Genomic DNA, 21727 nt, shown 5'->3' with positions numbered 1-21727 from the left:
TGGTCGATCACGCGCCGTTCGGGCATTGGCGCACCCAGACCTTCATCGGTGCCCTGCGCCATGATCGCCTCGATGCCCCGTGGGTGATCGATGGCGCAATGAACGGCGAGTTGTTCGACCTCTATATCGAGACCCAGCTGGTGCCGACCTTGCGTCCGGGCGACGTGGTCATCCTCGACAACTTGTCGAGCCATAAGAGCCCCGGCGCAGCCAGGGCCATGCGAGATATCGGCGCGTGGTTCCTGTTCCTGCCGCCCTACAGTCCCGACCTCAACCCGATCGAGATGGCCTTCTCAAAGCTCAAGGCCCTGATCCGAAAGGCTGCAGCCCGAACCTACCATGAACTTTGGCAGGCTGTCGGTCATGTGTGCGACCTCTTCACCGACGAGGAATGCTACAACTTCTTCAAGGCAGCAGGATACAAAACCGATTAAACGCGACACGCTCTAAACAACGAGGAAATAGCCAAAGCGATTCTAGAAACTTTGGAAGTTTCTGGAGAGCTATATCCAGTCCTTTTGCGTGCCGCATCAAGGCGATCAGAATCTTGTATTGTTCCTGAGTACAAGGCGGTTTCAAAAGCATTGATGAGAAACTGGGAAACCGCGGGTAGGCGGCGAGCACGCATCGACTCAGCTTTGGCAGCGATTTATCCAGGCATTCAAGCACCAGATCGACAAATTGTTCTTGATTTTTGGTATAGTCGCCAAACCAAAGGATCACTTTCGAGATGGTTTAAAGCACTGAGCAACGACACTTTTCTATTTAGCTGGGACGCGATATTTGATTATTGGTTTGAGACTAATGATATGTCAGCTGCGAAGCTGATTGCCTATGAAGCTCCAGAGCACAGACTAGAAGAAATACTGTGGGATTTGGTCAAAACGGAAACTGAGGGCTGGATAATCTCACGGGCAATTATCAGGACGAAACCTAAAGACCAAGATTTATGGAACTTATTGGAAGAAACCTATCCAGCGACCTTTGCTTACGTTTCAGTCAAATTAAATAAGAGATTGACGCAAGAGGATTGCAAGAAAGCCATCCTTTCCGAGAGTGGCACTACTAACCAAAGGGGTCTTGCTATTTGGGCTGCAGGGCAAATGGGATACTGGTCTGTTTTAGAAGACATTGAGGAAATGGCAGACAAACTTGATGAGTATGACATGAACTACTTCTCCTAAACCACAACCTCCATCGCCTCCTGCTCCCCCACGCCAAACACCCGCTTATACCGAGCAATCTCGTCCTCCGGCCCCATGGCCTTCTTCGGGTTGTCCGACAGTTTCACCGTGGGCCGCCCGTTGGCGGCCACGGCTTTGCAGACCAATGAGAAGGGGGCGAGGGCGTCGCCCTCTGTCAGCCCTCGGAAGTCGTTGGTCAGAAGTGTCCCCCAGCCGAAGCTGAATTTCACACGGCCATGAAACTGCTTGTGCAGGTCGATGATTTTGTCTTCGTCCAACCCGTCAGAGAAGATGATCAGCTTGTCGCGCGGGTCTTCGCCGCGGTCTTTCCACCAGCGGATCGCGACCTCGGCCCCTGTCGCGGGATCGCCGGAATCGATGCGGATGCCTGTCCAACCGGCCAGCCAATCGGGGGCGTTTTTCAAAAAACCTTCGGTGCCGTAGGTGTCGGGCAGGATGATGCGCAGGTTGCCCGAATGCTCGTCCTGCCAGTCGGCCAGCACCTTGTAGGGGGCTTGGGCCAGCTCGGCATCGTCGCGGGCCAGCGCGGCATAGACCATAGGCAGTTCATGGGCGTTGGTGCCGATCGCCTCAAGATCGCGGTTCTTGGCGATCAGGCAGTTCGAAGTGCCGACAAAGCCCTCGCCCAACCCCTCGCGCATGGCCTGAACGCACCAATCCTGCCACAAAAACGAATGCCGCCGCCGCGTGCCAAAATCGGCAATGCGCAACCCGTCCAGCGGGCGCAGGCGTTCGACCTTTTCCCAAAGCTTGGTCATGGCGCGGGCATACAGCACCTGCAATTCGAATTTCTTCATGTCGCCCAGAACGGCGCGCGCCCGCAGCTCCATCAGCACGGCCAGCGCGGGAATTTCCCACAGCATGACCTCGGGCCATGCGCCTTCAAATGTCAGTTCATACTGGCCATCGCGGATTTCAAGGTGATAGGGCGGCAGGCGCAGCCCCTGGAACCAGCGCATGAATTCCGGCGTGAACATCTGGCGTTTGCCATAAAAGGTGTTGCCGCGCAGCCATGTGGATTCGCCACGGGTCAGCGACAGCGACCGGATATGATCCAGCTGTTCGCGCAGCTCGCCCTCGTCAATGAGTTCGGCCAGCCGAATGGATTTGCTGCGGTTGATCAGGCTAAAGGTGACTTGGGTGTCAGGCTTGTTGCGAAACACCGATTGGCACATCAGCAGCTTGTAGAAATCGGTATCGATCAGGGAGCGGACGATCGGATCGAGCTTCCAGCGATGATTGTAGACGCGGGTGGCGATATCGACCATGCCGACCTCCGGGGGTTATTGGCTTCCGGGCGGTTAAAGCAAAGGGGCCCGCCGCTGGCAAGGGCGGTGTCAGGCCGGCTGCCCGGCAAACGCATGCCGGCGCGTGGCCTCGGGCGGTTCGCCATATTTGCGAATGAACCATTTCTTCATCAGCGTGACATTGGAAAATCCGCAGGCCATGGCCAATTCGCCCAATGGCATGGCGGTTTGCGACAACAGGCTATAGGCCCGGTCAAGCCGCAGGTTGCGATAGACGTTAAGCGGCGATTGCCCCAGCAAATCGCGAAAGCCGCGCTCCAGTTTGCGGGGCGACACATCGAGGATTTCAGCGATTTGGCCGACGGTCAGCGTATCTTCAAGGTGGTCCTGCATGAGCTGCAGCGCGTCCGAGATCACCGGATCGCCCTGTGTCATGCGCTGATAGCGCCAGTGTTCGCTGCTGGCAGGGCCGGGGGCTGAATCGCACAGGCCAAGATATTGCAACAGGGCGGTGCGAGTGAACTCACCGTCCTTGGCCCCCACAAGATCGGCCATCATGCGCGGCGCGGCGGCAGGGCTGATGGCGCTGCTAATGGCGTTGTGGTGGCAGGTGGCGGTTTCGGCCAGGTCCAGAGTGGTGGTCACTTCGCTAACACCGGGGCGAAAGTTGGGGTGCACCGACAGGCGTTGCGCCCCCAGCACGCCAGCCGATAGCGGCACAAACACCGCAGCGCCCACAACACAAACCCGCGCCGCATTGCGGATGCAGGCGCGCAGGGCCTGAAGGGCCGTTGCGTCGGGTTGCCACGGCTGGTCGATGCCGCCGATCAGTACAAGGGTCTGGCCCGGCGCACAGACCGGACCACGCGCACAACTATCCGCGTCGGCGCGCAGATGGGTCCAGCGATAGCTGCTTTGCCCCAAAAGCCCGTTGGCCGAGCGTAGAACGTCGATGCAGGCCTCGGCGGCAAAGGCGACGCTGCTGTTTTGGGTGATGAACACGAAGTCCCCCGACAAGCTGCGCCGGGCGGGCGTGGCGCCCGTCTGGCCGGGCCGTGCAATATCAAGGTTTTCGTGGAACATGGGACTCAGATCTCAGGTTGTGTTGCTAAGCGAGGTTTCGACGGCATGCAGGAACGACTGCGCCGAGGAACTGGCCGACAAAAGCAGAAACGCATGGTCGTCGGTGCGGATGATCAGCGTGCCCAAATGCTCCATCACGGTGCGGGCCGCATGGCCAATGGCAAACGCATCAGGATGCAGGTCAATCGGGCAGATGCGTTCCAGCGCCGCGCGGCTGCCCGGCCCGGCCAATTCCAGCCCCGTCCAGACATCGGTTTGATCCGTTGTATAGGCTGCACCATTCAACTGCTTGGCAACGGCACGCTCGGCATCGGGGGTGGCATGGGTAAAGATCACAAAACCCTGATCAGACCCAAGCCGCACAAGCCGCGCGCCGTCCTTGGCCACGACCGACCGACCCGGTTCGGGCATGTCTGTGCCATAGGCCGATTTCACAGCCGCCAGTGCGGCATTTTCATCGCCCAGCGGAAAAGCCAGCGAAACGATTGCCAGATCGGCAGGCGCGTGCAGGCGGGTGGCGCCGAAGGTCTGATCATAGCCAGCCAAGGGCGGGGTGGATATCAGTTTGAACTCAGGCACGGAGACGCTCTCCTTCGGGGTCGATGAAATGAGCAGAGACGATTTCAACCTCGATCTCGCTACCTTGTAGCGGGTTCACTGCACGCACGACTTCGCCCATGCGTTCATCCCCGCGCTTGATAAATCCAAGGCCAATGGAATGGCCCAAGCTGGGGGAATAGGCGACCGAGGTCATCCAGCCCTGATCATTGTCCATATTGGCCGTATCGTCACGGTTGATGAAATGCGATCCGGCAACCACCTTGTCGCTGCGATTGACAGGGCGGAAACCCACCAGTTTTACCGCGTCGTCGCGGATCATTTCGGGGCGTTGCGACAAGACGTTGCCGATGCATTCTTTCTTTTGGCTGACCATACGGCCCATACCAAGGTTATGCGCCGAAGTTTGACCGTTCAGTTCGTTACCTGCGGCATGGCCCTTTTCAATACGCATGACGCCAAGCGCCTCGGTTCCATACGGGACCGCATTGAATTCTTTTCCGGCCTGCATCAGCACGTCCATCATCGAATTGCCGTAGCGTGCGGGCACCGCCACCTCGTAGGCCAACTCGCCCGAGAACGAGATGCGGAACAGGCGCGCAGGCATTCCACCGCAAACCGTCACTTCGCCGCAGGCCATGAACGGGAACGCCTCGTTCGACATATCGTGGCCATCATCAACCACCTTGCGCAGCAGGTTGCGCGCGTTGGGTCCGGCCACGGCGAACTGCGCCCAGCCGTCGGTGGTGGAAATCAGGTGCACGTCCATATTGGGCCACAGGCATTGGCGGGCAAATTCCAACCGGCGGAACACCAACACAGCGTTCGCGGTGGTTGTGGTCATGACAAAATGATTGTCCGACAGGCGCGCGGTGGTGCCATCGTCATAGGCAATGCCATCCTCGCGCAGCATCAGCCCATAGCGCACCTTGCCGACGGGCAGTTTGGCAAAGCCATTGGCATAGACCTTGTTAAGAAATTCAGCGGCATCGCGCCCCTGAACGTCGATTTTGCCAAGGGTGGTCACATCGCAAATACCAACCGAGTTGCGGGTCATCTCGACCTCGCGGTCGACACTGTCGCGCCAACCTTTTTCGCCGGAGCGCGCAAACCATTGCGCGCGCAGCCAATTGCCAACCTCGACAAAGGTCGCGCCGTTTTCTTTGGCCCAGTTATGCGAGGGCGTCAGACGGTAGGGCCGGAAATCGGTGCCGCGCGATCGGCCCGCCAGCGCGCCCATGGGAATGGGCGTGTAAGGTGGGCGGAAAATGGTGGTGCCAGTTTCCGGAATGGTCTTGCCGGTGCATTCGGCCATGATGGCAAGGCCGGGGATATTGGCCGTTTTGCCCTGATCGGTGGCCATGCCCAAGGTCGTGTAACGCTTGAGGTGCTCGACCGAGCGGAAGCCCTCGCGATAGGACAGTTTCACGTCCTTCACGGTGACATCGTTTTGCAGGTCAAGCCATGCGCGCTTGCGGCTTTCGCCAACATGCCAGAAGGCCTGCGATGTGCTGGGCTCGTCCTCGGCGCGGGGGGTGTCGGTTTTTGTCGGCGTGAAGCCCAGTGCCTCGATCTGCGCGGTCGCGGTGGCCTGCCCTTCGGCCAGAGCCGCGGCCAGCGTCAGCGCGCCATTGGCGGCCCCGGCCACGGCCATGCCAACCGGCAAGTTGGCACCGGGCACAAAGGCGTTCAGATCATCGCGCCATTCGGGGCGGCCCCGCTGGTGGCATGTCAGGTGCACGTTTGGGTTCCAGCCCCCCGATACCGCAAGCGTATCGGCCTCAATCACCTGACCATCGGTCAGGGTGATGGATTTCAATCCCTTGCGGCCCACGGTATCCATCACCGCCGCATTGCGGATATGGCGGATGCCAGGAATGTCGATGGGCGCAGGCGCATCGCGGGAGTCGATGACCGCCGGGATGCTGACGCCCTTGGCTGCCAGATCGGCAGCCGTGCGCCATCCGTCATCGTTGTTGGTGAACACCGCCACCTGTTGCCCCGGCGTCGTGCCGAACCGGTTGGCATAGGCGCGCACGGCCCCGGCCAGCATGACGCCGGGCCGGTCGTTGTTGCCAAACGCGATTGGCCGTTCCGTGGACCCGGCGGCCAGCACGGCACGTTTGGAATAGATGCGCCACAGCACTTGGCGTGGCTTGCCGCCCGCATCAGCCAAATGATCGGTGCAGCGTTCCAACGCGCCGTAAGTGCCGTGGTCGTAAGCGCCGTAAACCGTGGTGCGAGGCATCAGGCGCACATTGTCCATTGCGGCCAGTTCCGCCACCACTTGCGCCGCCCAGTCGGCCCCGGCCATGTCATCCACGGCCAATGTCTCGGCGTTCAGACGGCCACCCAGTGCAAAGTCTTCATCCGCAAGGATCACCCGCGCGCCGGAACGCGCCGCGGTCAGCGCCGCCATAAGGCCCGACGGCCCCGCCCCAATCACCAGAAGATCACAATGCAGAAACCCCTTGTCATAGCTGTCGGGATCATCCTGCATGGACAGGCGGCCAAGGCCCGCCGAGGCGCGGATGACCGGCTCGTACAGCTTTTCCCAAAAGGCGCGCGGCCACATGAAGGTTTTGTAGTAAAACCCCGCCGACAGGAATGGCGACAAAAGATCGGTTGCCGCCATCAGGTCAAATTCCAGCGGGCCACGGTGGTTTTGGCTGGTCGCGCTCAGGCCGTCGAACAGCTCAACCGTGGTGGCACGGGTGTTCGGCTCTTGATGGGCGCCGCTGCGCAATTGAACCAGCGCGTTCGGCTCTTCCGACCCGGCGGTGAAAATGCCGCGCGGGCGGTGATATTTGAACGACCGGCCCACAAGGCGCTGACCATTGGCCAGCAGTGCCGAGGCAAGCGTATCGCCGGGATGGCCCGTCATCCGCTTGCCGTTGAAGGTAAAGCTGATGCTGCGGGCGCGGTCGATCTGCCCGCCGGAAATGCGGTTTGTCTGGGTCATTTGTCGCGTCCACGGCTGCGGGCCACATCGCGGGCCAGTTGCACATCGGTGATGTCATGGGTGGTGGTGTCGCGCGTGACGACCAGCCACGAACGATCGCCCTGTTCGTGATACCAAAGCTCTTGGTGGGGGCCGGCGGGATTGTCGCGCAGATAAGCGTAGTCGTGAAACTGCTGCATCGCATCCTCGGCCTGCCAATCGGGGCGGTCGATCAGCGCGGCATCGCCCAGATAGATGAATTCGGCTGCATCGCGAGGGCCAAGCAGGGGGTGGTTGATGATCATCTTATGTCCCTCCTCAATGCAGGTTGGGCTGGTTGCCCATACCTTTTTCGTCGATCAGATTGCCCGCGACGAAACGATCAAGGCGCATTTGCGTGGCTGTCGGGTGCGGTTCGTCTTTTGCCAAAAGATGGGCATAACAAAAGCCGCTGGCCGGCGTAGCCTTGAAGCCGCCATAGCACCAGCCCCCATTGAAATAGAGGCCTTCGACCCCGGTCTTGTCGATGAAAGGAGAGCCGTCCATAGACATATCCATGATTCCGCCCCACGAGCGCAGAAGCCGCGCGCGGCCAATCATCGGCATGATCGCCATGCCGCCCTCGGCCACGTCTTCGACAACCGGCAGGTTGCCGCGCTGCGCGTAGGAATTGTAGCCGTCCAGATCGCCGCCAAAGACCAGACCGCCTTTGTCGGACTGGCTGACATAGAAATGACCCGCGCCAAAGGTGATAACGCCGGGAATGACCGGTTTCAGCCCTTCGGTCACGAAAGCCTGCAAAACATGGCTTTCAATCGGCAGACGCATGCCCGCTTTTTCCATCACCCGCCCCGACGACCCGGCGACGCAGACCGCCACCTTCTTCGCCCGGATCGCACCCCGGCTGGTTTGCACACCGGTGCAACGGCCGTTTTCGATGTCAAATCCGGTAACCTCGCAATTCTGGATGATATCGACGCCGCGCGAATCCGCGCCGCGCGCATAGCCCCAAGCCACCGCATCGTGGCGCACCGTGCCACCGCGCCGCTGGTAAAGGCCGCCCTTTATGGGAAAGCGCGCGTTGTCGAAATCGAGAAACGGCAATTCGGAACGCAACTGATCGGCATCGGCCAGTTCGGCATCGGCCCCGGCCAGCATCATCGCATTGCCACGCCGCACAAAGGCATCGCGCTGCGCGTCCGAGTGAAACAGGTTCAAGATCGAGCGCTGACTGATCATGGCATTGTAATTGAAATCCTGTTCAAGCCCTTCCCAGAGCTTGAGGGACATCTCATAGAACGGCTCGTTGCCCGGCAGCATATAGTTGGAGCGGATGATCGTGGTGTTGCGCCCGATATTGCCCGACCCGATCCAGCCCTTTTCAAGCACGGCAATGTTGCGCATGCCGAATTCCTTGGCCAAATAATAGGCAGTGGCCAAACCATGCCCGCCGCCACCGACGATGACGATGTCATATTCGGGCTTCGGGTCAGGCTCGCGCCAGACCGGTTTCCAGCCTTTGTTGCCGGTCAGCCCCTCGCGGAAAATCCGGAATGCAGAATAGCGCATTTGCGTTCGGTCCCATGTCAAAACTAGCTCTCAGCGTGACCCATATTTCGCGATTGCACTTTCACGAAAGGGTCGGATACGTTTCTGAAATGGACAAACCTACGCCCTCCAGCCGCCCGACCCGTGAAAAACGCAGAATCGGCATTCTGCCGATTCCCGGCTTTGCGATGATGGCCTATGCCGCCCTGACCGAACCGATGCGCGCCGCGAATCTGCTGGCTGGCGACGATTTGTATGAAATGGTGACCATCGGCACCACGGGTGATCCCGTGGTCAGCTCCGGCCACGGGCTGGTGGCCGTGCAGGCCATGGCCGGGGACGATCTGAAACTGGATTACCTGTTTGTTGTCGCGGGTGGCGATCCAACGGCCTTTCGTGACCGGGCTGTGACAGGCTGGTTGCACCGCGTCGCCCGTCAGGGCGTGGTTCTGGGCGGGGTGTCGGGTGGGCCTGTCATTCTGGCACATGCCGGGCTGATGGACGGGCGGCGCATGACCGTGCATTGGGAACATTCCGCCAGCTTGACCGAGGCGCAGCCCGATCTGCTGATTGAGCGCACGCTTTACGTGATCGACCGCGACCGGGTGACCTGTGCCGGTGGCACCGCACCGATGGATTTGATGCATGCGCTGATCATGCAGCACCACGGCGCGCCATTTGCCCGGCTGGTCAGTGACTGGTTCATGCACACCGAAGTGCGCCCCTCGATCGGGCCGCAGCGGGCCGGACTGGTCGAGCGCGTAGGCACCACCGCACCCGCCATTCTGGACGCGGTGGAGGCGATGGAGGCCAATCTGGGCGATCCCTTGCCGCTGGCACGGCTGGCCGAGGTGGCGGGCCTGTCGCCCCGACAGTTGAACCGTCTGTTCACCGACAAACTGGGCCGCCCGGCGATGCGCTACTACAGGGATTTGCGACTGGACATGGCGCAGAACCTGTTGCGCAATTCAGCCTTGAGCCTGACCGAAATCGCATTGGCCACCGGGTTTGGCAGTTCCTCGCATTTCTCACGGGTTTATGCACAACGGTTTGGGCAGCCGCCATCAGCCTACCGATAGCGCGTACTCGTCCGGCTCTGACGTGCCGGCCTCGTGGTGGCCAGCGGGGTTGGGGGCGCTGCCCCCGTCGCCTTACGGCGACTCCCCCGGAGTATTTTTGGAACAATGAAGCCGGGTATCAGCCCTGCGCCCAGTCATCGGATTGCATTTCGCGCAGGCGGCTGGCGGTGCGTTCAAACTCGAAGCTGCCTTCGCCTTCGAGGTAGAGGTATTCCGGTTCGGCTGCGGCCGAGCAGATCAGGCGCACGCCGGCCTCGTAGAGCGCGTCGATCAAGGTGACGAAACGCTTGGCCTCGTTGAAGTTCGAGCGGCCCAGTTGTGGAACATTGTCGAGCAGGAGCACGCGGGCGGCCTCGGCCAACGCAAGGTAATCAGCGGGGCCAAGCGGCTTGCCGCACAGATCGTAGAAGTTGGCGCGGGCCACACCATTGTGGAAGGCGGGGATTTCGACGGCGCGTTTCTTGATGTGCAGGGTCAGCGGCGTAGCGGGGGCATCATCGGTGAGATCATCCCAGACCGCCTGCATCTCAGCGCGGGCATCGGCCCCAAGGGGGGTGAAATAGGTCGGGCTGCCCGCCAGCCGGTTTTGGCGATAATCGGTGGGGCTGTTCATTTCATGAACGACCATACGCTCTTTCAGAAGGTCGATGAAAGGCAGGAACAATTGCCGGTTCAAGCCGTTTTTGTAAAGGTCATCGGGGGGCCGGTTCGAGGTGGTCACCACAACAACACCGGCATCGAAAAGCGCCTGAAAAAGTCGGCCTACGATCATTGCATCGGTGATATCGCTGATCTGCATCTCGTCGAAGGCCAGCAGACGCAGATTATCCGAAACCGATTTGGCGACAGGGGCCAGAGCGTCTTCGATGCCCTCTTGGCGGGCCACGTGCATACCAGCATGAATTTCTTGCATGAAGGCGTGGAAATGCACCCGGCGCGCAGGCACCGGCAAGGTTTCAACGAACAGATCCATCAGCATGGATTTCCCGCGCCCCACGCCGCCCCACAGGTACAGCCCCTTGGGCGGTTCGGGCGCGCGGCGGAACCAGCGCTTTCTGGTCGTCGTGTCGAGACCTTCGACGATGCGGTCGAACAGGGGCAAAACGGCCTGCTGGGCCGGATCGGGCGTCAGCGTGCCGTCTGCGACCTTGCGGTCATAAAGAGTGGTGAGACTGTCCATGCGGCCCCGCATAGCGCGGTCTGGCGCGCAAGAAAAGCCGCAAGCGCCCTGTCATGGCGCTGTGATGGCGGCCATCACAAAGGCTGAATTGACGGCCTGCCGGTTTTCCCTAGATTGTCGCGGCGCAGCAACAGGATACCGTGATGTCTTCGAAACCGTCTATCTTTACGCCCGTCTTGATTGCGGGGTGCATGATCATGCTGGTGTCGTTCGGCATCCGGGCCTCGTTCGGGGTGTTTCAGATCCCGATCGCCGAGGAGTTCGGCTGGCTGCGGGCAGAGTTCAGCCTTGCGATTGCCATTCAGAACCTTGCTTGGGGAATCGGACAGCCAATTTTCGGCGCGCTGGCCGAGCGGATGGGCGACCGCAAGGCAATTGTTTTGGGGGCTTTGGCCTATGCGGCGGGGTTGGTGTTGTCGTCCTTTGCGATGTCACCAGAAGCGCATCAGGTTTACGAAATTCTTGTGGGGTTTGGCATTGCTGGAACCGGCTTTGGCGTGATTCTGGCCGTGGTCGGGCGGGCCAGCTCGGACGAGAACCGGTCGATGAGCCTTGCCATTGCCACCGCCGCCGGATCGGCCGGGCAGGTCTTTGGCCCGCCGGTGGCCGAGGCGTTGCTGGGCGTGATGAGTTGGCAGATGGTGTTCATCGTGTTTGCCGGGTTGATCCTTGCGACGCTGGCCTTGCTGCCGATGATGCGCGCCCCCGAGGTCGCCAGCCGCGCCGAGCTTGAGGAAAGCATCGGCGCGCTTTTGGGGCGGGCGTTTCGCGACCCGTCTTATACGCTGATCTTTCTGGGCTTTTTCAGCTGCGGCTATCAGTTGGGCTTCATCACCGCGCATTTCCCGGCTTTCATCACCGAGATGTGCGGCCCAATCGCCCCCCGTGGCGTGCTGCATTCAATCGGGGTGACGACCACGTCGGCGCTTGGCGCGATGGCGATTGCGGTGATTGGGCTGGCCAATATCGCGGGCACGCTCAGCGCCGGGTGGCTGGGCAAGCGGTATTCCAAGAAATACCTGCTGGCCGGCGTTTACGCCGCGCGGACCGTCGTGGCGGCGGCGTTCATCATGACACCGATGACCCCGGCAACAGTTTTGCTGTTTTCGGTGTCCATGGGGGCGCTGTGGTTGGCCACGGTGCCGCTGACCAGCGGGCTGATCGCCCATATCTACGGGCTGCGCTATATGGGAACGCTTTATGGGATCGTGTTTTTCAGCCATCAGGTTGGCAGCTTCATGGGGGTGTGGCTGGGAGGTCGGCTGTATGACGTATACGGCGACTACACGCTGGTTTGGTGGGTCGGCGTGGGGGTTGGCGCGTTTTCGGCGCTGGTACATTTGCCGGTGAAGGAAAAGCGTGAGTTGCCCCCTTTGGCAGCCTGATCGCCTGCGTGTTCAGCGGATCAACTGGGTGCGTAACAGCTCCAGCACTGCGGCATCATGGGTATAAGCAACCGCATGGCCTGCGCCCTCGATCACCTCTTGGCGGGCGGCGCGGTTCCATTCGGCCAGTTTGCCAAGACCGGCAATCGGGATCACCTCATCCTCGCGCGCCCAGATGGCCAGCACCGGCAGGCCCGCCGCTGCGATAGCATGGTGGGCGGGCTGCATGTCTTCGTCCAGCACCCCGCGCAGCGATGATAGGACAGCCGGGCGAAACCCGCGCAACTCAAGCTCGGCCAGTTGCAGGTCAACCGCGTCGGGGATGGACGACGCCGTATCGCGTTCGGCCTCAAGCGCGGCGCGATAACTGCGGGCATAAAAGGCCATGAACAGCCATTGCCCCAGACGGTTGTGATTGACCACCAGCCGCGCGACCGGGCCCAGATCGTGGCCCATCCCGGCAGGCGCCAGTAGAACAAGCTGACGGATGCGCTGTATGTGCTTGGCGGCAAAGGCAGCCGCGATGGCCCCGCCCATGGAATACCCCAACAGCGTGACGGGCTGATCAACGCCAAGGGCATCCAGAAGATCCTCAAGTTGTGCCACGAAAAACGCCGCGTCCTGCGCGCCACGTGGGCGGGCGGAATATCCGCGCCCGTAAAGATCGTAGCTGAGCACGCGAAAGCCCTGCCCTGCCAACCCCTTGGCAATCGGACCCCATACAAACGACGGTGTGGTCAGGCCGTGGATACAGACCGCCATCGGCCCGTCCTGCGGGCCGGTCCATTGATAATGCGTGTCCCCGCGCGGCAAATGGGCCACCTGCCCCGGTGCATCGGGCCGCGCCTTGGCGACTGTCGGGCGGGCCCGTTCAAGCAGAAAGGGCGCGGCGGCAATGGCCAACGCGACCGCCGCCAGCGCCCACCAGATCATTGCGCCGCCAGCCACGCGTCAAGGATATAGCGGCTGGTCATCAGGTCCAGATGCGCACCGCCACCGTTCTTGAACAGGGTGATCTCATCATCAGACGTGCGGCAAAACTGGTCGGGCTGATAATGGTCGGCGATCAGATCGTCGCGGGTGATCGTGCCCTGTTCCAGCGGAATCTTAATCTCGCCGATATGGCCGATGGTGGTGTCGTAGCTGTCCACAAAGAGGCGCGCACGCTTGAGCCCTGCGTCATCAACTTCGCGCATATCCGGGCGATAGGCGCCGATCAGGTCGACATGCTGACCGGGCTGAAACCAGTCACCGCGCAACACCGGATCGGTCGACATGGTGGCGGAGGTGACGATATCGGCATCGCGCACTGCGCGTTCCAGATCGTCGGCCACGCGCAGGCCGGGGCAATCCTGAACCATCGCCTCGGCATTGGCGCGGGTGCGGTTCCAGACGCGGAAGCGGGCGTTCGGGAAGGCTGCCGAATATGCCTGAAACAGGGAACGGCCCACTGTGCCTGCGCCGACGATCAGGATATTTTCGCTGTCGGGGCGGGCCAGCTTGCGCGCGGCATACAGGCTGTCACCTGCGGTTTTCCATTTGGTGACAAGGTGGAAATCCACCAACGCAGCCAAGGTTCCACCCGCGTCGTCGTAAAGATTGACCGCGCCGTTGATCATCGGCGCGCCTTTCTTGGGGTTTCCGGGAAAGATGGTGGCGGTTTTCACGGCCATGCCCATGCCGTCGATCCATGCGGCACGGTTCAGCATCGTGTCAGGATCGCGATACAGGAAATTGTCGGCGATTTCGGCCTTGGGCAGTTTGTGACCGGCCTCGAACGCATTGCATAGGGCCAGCCAGTCAAGGTGCTTTTCGCCTTCGTCGAAGGGGATGATGGTGATGGTCATGCGGCCTCGTCCTTTGTCAGTAATCCATGATTGACCAGACAATGCGCCCAACCAGCGGGGCCGTCAAACAGGTGAGTGCGCCGCGATCTGCGCCGATGGTTTCGTCTCCGATGTGGAAAATCACGACATTAACGGTCATGCGGTTACCTGCGTCTTGGGGCCTTGGCCGCAACCATGCGGCCCTTAGCGGTTTTGCGCCACAGCAGATACAACCCCGACCCGATGATCAATGCGATACCCGCCCAAGCGGTCGGGGCCGGCCATGTGCCAAACACCGTCACGCCCCACATGATCGCCATCGGCATAGCGACATATTCGAACGGGGCAGCAAAGGCCGCTTCGGACAATCGGTAGGCTTGGCTGATGAAAAATCCGCCCATCACGCCTGTCAGGCCCAGAAGGCCAAAAAGCGGCCAGTCACCGGGGGCCACCGGCCCCCATGCACGCAACAAAAATTCCAGCGACGGGTGGCCCGAGCCTGCAAAGTTTCCGTGGCCAAGGGTGGTGCCAAAGATCAGGCTGGCCACGATGAACGTGGCCTGAATGTAGAACGCCATGGTGGCCGCGCTTTCGGTGCCGCCGATCTTGCGCGCAACAATGTGGATCACCGCATAAAGCGTGGCCGCCGCAACCGGCAAAAGCGAGGCCAGCTGAAACGCCGCCGTGCCGGGGCGCACGATCACCAGCACGCCGATAAAGCCTACGGCAATCGCCGCCCAGCGCCGCGCGCCAACGGTTTCGCGCAGGAAGATCACCGAAAAGATCGTGATCACCAGCGGCGAGACAAAGAACACCGCCACCGCATCGGCAATCGGCATCGCGGCCAGCCCCAGAAACAGGCACATATTGGCAAACACGACGCAAACGCCGCGCAGCAGGTGCATTTTCAGACGCCGTGTGCGGATCAGGGCCAGCCCGCCGCTGAGAGGCATGATGAGGCCCAGAAAGATCAGCGTCCCGATGGTCGAACGGATAAAAATAACTTGGTGCAGCGCATAGCTGTCGGACAGAAACTTGATGCCCACATCATTGAGCGAAAAACACATCACCGCCACAAGCGCACAAAGCGCGCCCATCAGGTTGGATCGCTGAACGCTGGCGGATGTCATGGGTGACCTCGAAGTGAGTTATCGGACCGCTGCACGCACGGCCCGTTCCAATGCATCCAGAAAACGAGAGCGGTCCGCCTTTGTAAACCCCTTGCCGCCACCCTGCCGGAACGGATCAGCAGCTCGTAGGTCGGTCATCAGGTCACGTGTGGCCAGTATGTTGCCGATATTGGCGGCTGTCAGTGCCTCGCCGTTGTGTTTTAACACCTGCGCGCCGGCCTCGACGCATTTGGCGGCCAGCGGGATATCCCCGGTGATCACTATGTCGGACGGGCCTGCGCGATCGGCGATCCACATGTCGGCCACATCCGGGCCATCGGGCACGATGACCGTTTCGACCAGCGGGTTTTGCGAGGGGCGCAAGCCGCCGTTCGACACGATGAACACGCGAACCCCATGCCGTGTGCCGACCTTCTCCGCCTCGGCCTTGACCGGGCAGGCATCGGCATCGACATAAATGCTCACCCCTTGGCCTGCTTGGTTTGGCCCTCGTCACGCTTGACCTTGTATTCCTTGGGAATTGGCATGCGGTTGAACGCGTCCAGCCCGGCGATTTTATAGGCTTCGGCCAAGGTGGGGTAATTAAAGGTGTTCTGAACAAAGTAATCCACTGTCCCTTTAAGGTTCAGCACTGCCTGCGCGATGTGGATCAGTTCGGTCGCGCCCTCACCCACGATCTGCACGCCCAGAACGCGGCGTGTTTTCAAGCTGAACAACATCTTCAGCATGCCATGTTCCAGCCCCATGATATGCCCGCGCGAGGTTTCGCGGAACCGCGCAACACCCACTTCGTAAGGAATGCCACGTTCCTGCATTTCTTCTTCGGACATGCCGCAGGTCGAAATCTCGGGCACGGAATAGATGCCATAGGGAAACCACGGGCTTTCGGGCAGGGTTGGCGTATCCAGCGCATGGCAGGCCGCAACACGGCCCTGTTGCAACGAGGTGGACGCCAAAGACGGGTGCCCGATCACATCACCGGCACCATAGATATGCGGCACTGCGGTCTGGTAGGTCTTGCGATCGACTGACAGGCGACCCCGGTGGTCGGTTTCCAAACCCGCCGCCTCGACGTTCAGCTTATCCGTGGCCCCCATCCGCCCGGCGGCGAACAACAGCATTTCGGCGCGCACATGGCGTCCATTGGCAAGGCTGACTTCGATATGGTCGCCCGCATCCTCGGTTTTCTCGATCGCGCTGCCAAGCCGCAAATCAACACCGTTTTCACGAATTTGGTGGGTGAAATCCTCGATCAGGTGCTTGTCGATGAAATCCAGAAACGTGTCGCGCGGTTCAATCAGGGTCACCCGCACATCCAGCGCCGAAAACATCGTGGCGTATTCCACCCCGATCACGCCCGCGCCCACCACGATCAGGCTACGCGGGATGCGGGCAAGTTCCAGAAACTCGTCACTGTCCACAACTGTTGTGCCATTGAAGGGCATGGTATCGGGGCGGTATGTCTTGGTGCCCGTGGAAATCAGGAACTTGTCGGCGGACAATCGGGTGGTTTCACCGGCTTCGGTTGCAACTTCAATTTCCGTGTCCGACACAAACCGCGCCAACCCGTCAAGCGTATCGACATGGTTGCGCGCGAACTGATGCTCCAGCACGTCCACCTCGTGATCCAGCGTCATATGCAGGCGCGATTTGAGGTCTTGCGCGCCGATGTCATCCTTGACGCGGTAAGAACGGCCATAAAAGCTGCGCTCGCGCCAACCCGACAGGTTCAGCACAGTTTCGCGCAGGGTTTTCGACGGGATCGTGCCGGTGTGCACCGACACGCCGCCGAACCGATCCTTGCGGTCGACAACCAAAACCCGGCGTTTCAGCTTCCCGGCCTGAATGGCGGCAGCCCGGCCCGCAGGCCCCGAACCAATGATGATCAGATCATAATGAGACATGGGTCACTTCGCGTATAGCGCCTCGGCATGGAAAGCGACGTGATCTTCCATGAAGGTCGAGATGAAGAAATAGCTGTGGTCATAGCCCGGCTGCATCCGCAACGTCGCGTGCTGGCGGCGTTCGGCGCAGGCGGCGGCCAAAGCCTCGGGGCGGAGCAGGTCAAGAAATTGGTCATTGGTGCCAGTATCGACCAGCACCGGCCCATCAAAGCCCCGTTCGCGCATCAGCAGGCTGGCGTCATGGGCAGCCCATTGGCTTTCGTCGTCGCCCAGATAGGCCGCGAATTGCTTGCGGCCCCAATCGCTGGCCGTGGGGTTGGAGATCGGCGCAAAGGCCGACACGCTGGTGAAACGCCCCGGCAGCGACATTGCCAAGGTCAACGCACCGTGCCCGCCCATGGAATGGCCGGTGATGGCCTGCCGTTCCTCGTCGATTGAAAAATTGGCGGTCAGGACGCGAGGCAATTCATCGGCGATGTAATCCCACATCTGAAAATGCGGCGCCCAAGGATCTTGGGTGGCGTTCACATAGAACCCGGCACCTTGGCCCAGATCATAGGCGTCGTCATTGGCCACACCGTCGCCGCGCGGGCTTGTATCGGGAAACACCAACGCAATGCCCTGCTCGGCGGCCCAGCCTTGGGCGGCGGCTTTGGTCATGGCATTTTCGTGGGTGCAGGTGAGGCCCGACAGATACCACAGAACCGGCACCGGGCCATCCTTGGCCTCGGCGGGCAGGAACAAGCCAAATGTCATGTCACAAGCGCAAGCCTTGGAGGCGTGGGTATAGACCCCCTGAACCCCACCAAAGCAGGCATTTTCCGATACGGTTTCCATGGCGGTCCTCATCTTTAAAACTTCGGTTGCCCGACACTGACCATGCTACAGGGGGCAAAGGCAAGCCCGCAGGCGTCACTGATCAGTAAAGACCCGACACCCAGCCAATAACCAGCGATACGGTCAGCACCGCAAACGCGGTCGAGATCAGGATCGACGCCGAGACCCGGTGCGGGGCAACACCATAGTGATGCGCAAGGATATAGACATTGCCCGCCACCGGCAGGGCAGCGGCGGCAATCATCACCGCAGCGGCATAAGGTTCAACCGGAAACAGCAACAATGCCGCCACCGCGACAAAGGCCGGGTGCAGGATCAGTTTACACAAACTAAGCCACCCCGCCACCACCGGGCGTTCGGCGGATTTCGAGGCCAGCGATGCACCGATGGCGAACAACGCACCGGGGGTTGCCGCCCCGCCCAGCAAGATCACGAACTGGTTCATCGGATCGGGGATCGGCAAGCGCAGCGCAGACCAGCTAAGCCCCAGCGTGACCGACACGATCATCGGGTTTTTCAAAAGGCCCAACCCGACCGTGCGCAAGACACCGATGGACATCCGCCCGTCTCGCGACCCGGTGATCAGGATCACCACTAGCGAGCCGAACACAATCAGATCGACCGCCAGCACCAACATGACCGGCACGATCGCCGCCTCGCCCATCAGCATGACCAGCATCGGAATGCCAAGGAAACCGACATTGCCGATCACCGCGCATTGCGCCTCGATCGCGGCCTCTTCGACGCTGAGTCGCCGAACCAATGCCACAATCGTCGCAATGCCGTACACAAAGGCCGTGCCCCACAGGTAGGCCATGATGAAGTGCCAATCCAGAACCTCGGCCAGCGACAGGTTGGCCGAGAACCGAAACAGCATCGCCGACAGCGCGAAATAGAACACGAATTTCGTCAGCCACGCCGTCGCTTCCTCGGTGAAAAAGCCAGTGCGGCCCGCGCCATAGCCCAGACCGATGATCAAAAAGAACGGCAGCGTTTGGAAAAAGATATCCAGCATGCCCACTTGGTAGCAGGTTGCGCCGGGGGGTCAATCTTGGGCCTGCCGCGCGCGTGGTCTGCGATTAGAGGTCAAATCGAAAAACTGTGGGTGGCTTTTCAGAAAACCGCCCTTCGATATGAAAGCAGTGACCCAGGGGGGAGGCGGGTTCCAACACCAGCCGCGCATCGTCGGGCCGCGGTGCGGCGATCCAACCGCTGAGCCGAAGCACTTTATCCCAACCACTGGCGCGAGACCTGCAAGCAAAGCGCATTGAACAACCAAATCGCCGTGCCGGGGGGGGGGCGGGCGGCCCGGCGATGCGCGGCCGCGCTCCGCGCCTGGAGTCCGCGCAAGGGAATACTCGCTTCGGGGCTGACTGCCGTCATCTGGCAGTTTCAGTCGGGCATTCTGGTCAAGCCAGGCCGCCTGAGCGGCAGCTCTGCGCAGGGAGTGGGCTTTGCAAAGTGGCACCGCCGCTGACCTTTTGCGGGATGGAGCAGACGCCGGATCAAGCCGCGCATTGCCGACGCGCGCGGTGGCGAAGCTACGATAGGGCTGGGCACTTTATGTCAGCCAAACCCGAACGACATCCAAGCGATGCGCCCAGCGTCACCAAATCGCCGCCGCGTGGGGGCGCGTCGGCGATGCGCGGCGGGGTTCGCCCTCGAGTCCGCGCAAGAGCTTCGCTTTCCCATGTCCTCTCTGGTGGCTGCCGCCATTGCCGCCCATCAAGCCAAAACCGTTCCCACCCCCGCACCCTCATAACTCAGGTGTCTTGCAGCGGGGGCCGTCAGCGCCCCTGCCCTAACCGCTGCCGATCAGCACGCCTGCGGCAAACACCAGCGCGCCGCCCAGAACCACCTGAAACGCCGCGCGGAAGAACGGGGTTTCCATGAACTTGTTCTGAATCCATGCAATCGCCCACAACTCGACGAACACAACGATGATGGCGATGATCGTGGCTGTCCAGAAATCTGGGATCAGGTAGGGCAGCGCGTGGCCCAGCCCGCCCACGGTGGTCATAACGCCCGAGGCAATGCCGCGTTTCATCGGGCTACCCCGGCCGGACAATTCGCCATCATCGCTGGCCGCTTCGGTAAAGCCCATGGAAATGCCCGCGCCCACGCTTGCGGCCAGCCCCACAAGGAAGGTCGTCCACGTATCCTGCGTGGCGAACGCGGTGGCAAAGATCGGGGCAAGTGTCGAAACGGACCCATCCATCAGCCCCGCCAGACCGGGCTGCACCCATGTCAGCACGAATTGCCTTTTGGCGGTGCGGTCCTCGGCGTCGCGGGCGTCATCGCCCAGATGCTCGGCCTGCAACTCCTCGGCGCGGGTTTGGTGGCCCGCCTCGGCAGCCGCCAGATCGCCAAGGAACTTGCGGGTGGCAGCATCGGATGTCCGTTGCGCGGCCTTGAGGTAAAATGCCTCGGCGTCGCGTTCCATCGCTTCGGCCTCGTCCCGGATGCGTTCAATCCCAAGGTTTTCCATCAGCCACACAGGCCGACGCGCGTAAAAGCCCGCCACATGTTCACGACGAATGAGCGGGATGACATCGCCAAACCGGCTGTTGTGCAGGTCAATCAACGCGCGGCGATGCGCATCCTCTTCGGCGGCCATGCCATCGAACACCTTGGCGGTATCTGGGTAGTCGCTGCGCAGACGTTCGGCGTAGTTGCGGTAGATTTGCGCGTCATCTTCTTCGGACGAGATGGCAAGCGCGAGAATCTCTTGTTCACTGAGGTCTGAGAAGCGACGGCGGGAACTGACTCCGGGGATCATGGGAAGCCTCTTTTTTAGAACAATTCTAAATTAGCGCCTGAGCAACAAAGTGCAACCCAGCAAAACTAAACTACATAGTTCACTTTTACTTGCAAACTGAACAGAACGGTTTAGAAATGCAAAAGTGAACTATGTAGTTTAGATAGGAGAACGCTGTGAAACCCTTGCTAACCGTCCTTGTTGTTGCCCTGACTGTCACACCCGTCATCGCCGCCAGTATCGACATGGGCACCCTGACCCCGACCCTGACGTACCCCGAACCAGCACCCGCCCCGGCCCCTGTCACCAAGGGCAAAGCAGGAATAAACCAGTAGGATCCAAGGTTTGACGTGCCGACAGGCTTGCGGCCTCCCCTTGCGCACGACTACACTGCGTGGGCTTTGGGGAGGTTACGCATGACGGCTATGGCCGCGGAAATCAAAAAGGGTCGGAAATTCGATCAGGTGCTTGAAGGCGCGCGTGAGGTTTTCATGCGCGATGGATTCGAAGGTGCCAGCGTCGATGAAATCGCCCGTGTGGCGGGCGTGTCCAAAGCCACGCTTTACAGTTATTTTCCCGACAAACGGCTGCTGTTTTCTGAAGTGGCCCGTCTGGAATGCAACCGTCAGGCCGAAGAAGCCCTGCAAGAAGTTGGACAGGACGACCCTGTCGAGGATGTTCTGCACGAGGCCGCCGACCGGATCGTGCGCTTTTTTCTGTCGGATTTTGGCCAGCAGGTGTTTCGCATCTGCGTGGCAGAATCGCATCGCTTCCCCGAATTGGGCTGCCGGTTTTATGCCTCGGGCCCGGCCATGGTGCGCGAGCGGCTTTCACAGGTGTTGACGCCTTACGTGAACAAAGGCGTGCTCAAGATCGACGATATGGATCTGGCCGCCAACCAGTTTGGCGAGCTGTGCAAAAGCGATTTGTTCGTGCGCTGCCTTTGCGGTGTTTGCACCGACGTGACAGAGGCCGACATCAAGCGCGTCACTGACGGCGCGGTTGAGATGTTTTTGGCCCGCTACCGGGCGTAACGGTTGAGCGGG

The 21727-nt window shown here is 60.8% G+C and carries 22 protein-coding genes; 6 read left to right on the top strand and 16 right to left on the bottom strand.

Going from position 1 to position 21727, the window contains the following annotated elements; translation table 11 throughout:
* A partial coding sequence (locus HAT86_RS02370) for an IS630 family transposase (RefSeq protein WP_167192979.1) occupies nt 1–434 on the top strand: 434 nt, incomplete at its 5' end.
* 51 nt (nt 435–485) lie between these two features.
* The gene (locus tag HAT86_RS02365) at nt 486–1184 is read left to right on the top strand and encodes a hypothetical protein (RefSeq protein WP_167192978.1); all 699 of its coding nucleotides are present in this window, start codon (nt 486–488) and stop codon (nt 1182–1184) included.
* On the opposite strand, the gene pncB is transcribed toward HAT86_RS02365, so the two are convergent.
* From pncB to HAT86_RS02335, 6 genes are all read right to left on the bottom strand, one after another.
* Nucleotides 1181–2473, bottom strand: coding sequence for a nicotinate phosphoribosyltransferase (gene pncB / locus HAT86_RS02360; protein WP_167192977.1), 1293 nt, complete (start codon nt 2471–2473; stop codon nt 1181–1183). The two genes, HAT86_RS02365 and pncB, sit on opposite strands and share 4 nt — an antisense overlap.
* A 69-nt stretch (nt 2474–2542) precedes the next feature.
* Nucleotides 2543–3535: a helix-turn-helix domain-containing protein gene (locus tag HAT86_RS02355; RefSeq protein WP_167192976.1), complete on the bottom strand. Its 993-nt coding sequence runs from the start codon at nt 3533–3535 to the stop codon at nt 2543–2545.
* Between the two features lie 12 nt (nt 3536–3547).
* Nucleotides 3548–4114 carry a sarcosine oxidase subunit gamma gene (locus HAT86_RS02350; RefSeq protein ID WP_167192975.1) on the bottom strand — a complete coding sequence of 189 codons (567 nt, stop codon included), beginning with the start codon at nt 4112–4114 and terminating at the stop codon, nt 3548–3550.
* The gene (locus HAT86_RS02345; protein WP_167192974.1) at nt 4107–7055 is read right to left on the bottom strand and encodes a sarcosine oxidase subunit alpha family protein; all 2949 of its coding nucleotides are present in this window, start codon (nt 7053–7055) and stop codon (nt 4107–4109) included. Before HAT86_RS02345 ends, HAT86_RS02350 begins: the two co-directional genes overlap by 8 nt.
* Complete coding sequence (locus HAT86_RS02340) at nt 7052–7339, bottom strand: sarcosine oxidase subunit delta (RefSeq protein WP_167192973.1); 288 nt, start codon at nt 7337–7339, stop codon at nt 7052–7054. The genes HAT86_RS02345 and HAT86_RS02340 overlap by 4 nt, the downstream gene beginning before the upstream one ends.
* A 13-nt stretch (nt 7340–7352) precedes the next feature.
* Entirely contained in the window at nt 7353–8603 is a 1251-nt protein-coding gene (locus HAT86_RS02335; RefSeq protein ID WP_167192972.1) for a sarcosine oxidase subunit beta family protein, read from the bottom strand.
* Nucleotides 8604–8692: 89 nt separating this feature from the next.
* On the opposite strand from HAT86_RS02335, the gene HAT86_RS02330 reads away from it, so the two are divergent.
* Nucleotides 8693–9661 carry a GlxA family transcriptional regulator gene (locus tag HAT86_RS02330; protein ID WP_167192971.1) on the top strand — a complete coding sequence of 323 codons (969 nt, stop codon included), beginning with the start codon at nt 8693–8695 and terminating at the stop codon, nt 9659–9661.
* A gap of 118 nt (nt 9662–9779) precedes the next feature.
* On the opposite strand, the gene zapE is transcribed toward HAT86_RS02330, so the two are convergent.
* The gene (gene zapE / locus HAT86_RS02325; protein WP_167192970.1) at nt 9780–10841 is read right to left on the bottom strand and encodes a cell division protein ZapE; all 1062 of its coding nucleotides are present in this window, start codon (nt 10839–10841) and stop codon (nt 9780–9782) included.
* A gap of 143 nt (nt 10842–10984) precedes the next feature.
* Here zapE and HAT86_RS02320 point away from each other — a divergent pair, with 143 nt between their 5' ends.
* Entirely contained in the window at nt 10985–12226 is a 1242-nt protein-coding gene (locus tag HAT86_RS02320; RefSeq protein WP_167192969.1) for an MFS transporter, read from the top strand.
* 12 nt (nt 12227–12238) lie between these two features.
* Here HAT86_RS02320 and HAT86_RS02315 read toward each other — a convergent pair whose 3' ends face one another.
* The 9 genes from HAT86_RS02315 to mbfA all read right to left on the bottom strand — a co-directional run bounded on the left by HAT86_RS02315 (nt 12239) and on the right by mbfA (nt 20702).
* Nucleotides 12239–13174, bottom strand: a complete 936-nt coding sequence (locus HAT86_RS02315) for an alpha/beta fold hydrolase (RefSeq protein ID WP_331272488.1) — start codon at nt 13172–13174, stop codon at nt 12239–12241.
* Entirely contained in the window at nt 13156–14073 is a 918-nt protein-coding gene (locus HAT86_RS02310) for an ornithine cyclodeaminase family protein (RefSeq protein WP_167192968.1), read from the bottom strand. The genes HAT86_RS02315 and HAT86_RS02310 overlap by 19 nt, the downstream gene beginning before the upstream one ends.
* 16 nt (nt 14074–14089) lie before the next feature.
* Nucleotides 14090–14212: a hypothetical protein gene (locus HAT86_RS16960; RefSeq protein ID WP_269204292.1), complete on the bottom strand. Its 123-nt coding sequence runs from the start codon at nt 14210–14212 to the stop codon at nt 14090–14092.
* A gap of 4 nt (nt 14213–14216) precedes the next feature.
* Nucleotides 14217–15182, bottom strand: coding sequence for a DMT family transporter (locus tag HAT86_RS02305; protein ID WP_167192967.1), 966 nt, complete (start codon nt 15180–15182; stop codon nt 14217–14219).
* Nucleotides 15183–15200: 18 nt separating this feature from the next.
* Nucleotides 15201–15647 (bottom strand): YaiI/YqxD family protein, encoded by a 447-nt coding sequence (locus tag HAT86_RS02300; RefSeq protein WP_167192966.1) that lies wholly within the window; start codon nt 15645–15647, stop codon nt 15201–15203.
* A complete protein-coding gene (gene sthA / locus HAT86_RS02295; RefSeq protein ID WP_167192965.1) occupies nt 15644–17086 on the bottom strand; it encodes a Si-specific NAD(P)(+) transhydrogenase in 1443 nt (480 codons plus the stop codon). Before sthA ends, HAT86_RS02300 begins: the two co-directional genes overlap by 4 nt.
* 3 nt (nt 17087–17089) lie before the next feature.
* Nucleotides 17090–17923, bottom strand: a complete 834-nt coding sequence (gene fghA, locus HAT86_RS02290) for an S-formylglutathione hydrolase (protein WP_167192964.1) — start codon at nt 17921–17923, stop codon at nt 17090–17092.
* Between the two features lie 82 nt (nt 17924–18005).
* A complete protein-coding gene (locus HAT86_RS02285; RefSeq protein ID WP_167192963.1) occupies nt 18006–18938 on the bottom strand; it encodes an AEC family transporter in 933 nt (310 codons plus the stop codon).
* Between the two features lie 786 nt (nt 18939–19724).
* Nucleotides 19725–20702, bottom strand: coding sequence for an iron exporter MbfA (gene mbfA, locus HAT86_RS02280; protein ID WP_167192962.1), 978 nt, complete (start codon nt 20700–20702; stop codon nt 19725–19727).
* Between the two features lie 155 nt (nt 20703–20857).
* Here mbfA and HAT86_RS02275 point away from each other — a divergent pair, with 155 nt between their 5' ends.
* Both HAT86_RS02275 and HAT86_RS02270 read left to right on the top strand, forming a co-directional pair.
* Nucleotides 20858–21016, top strand: coding sequence for a hypothetical protein (locus HAT86_RS02275; RefSeq protein ID WP_167192961.1), 159 nt, complete (start codon nt 20858–20860; stop codon nt 21014–21016).
* 81 nt (nt 21017–21097) lie between these two features.
* Nucleotides 21098–21715, top strand: coding sequence for a TetR/AcrR family transcriptional regulator (locus tag HAT86_RS02270; RefSeq protein WP_167192960.1), 618 nt, complete (start codon nt 21098–21100; stop codon nt 21713–21715).
* The last annotated feature ends 12 nt before the right edge of the window (nt 21716–21727 follow it).

Source organism: Roseovarius gahaiensis (genome assembly GCF_011601345.1).
GTDB lineage: Bacteria > Pseudomonadota > Alphaproteobacteria > Rhodobacterales > Rhodobacteraceae > Roseovarius > Roseovarius gahaiensis.
This window is presented reverse-complemented; position numbering and strand designations above follow the sequence as displayed.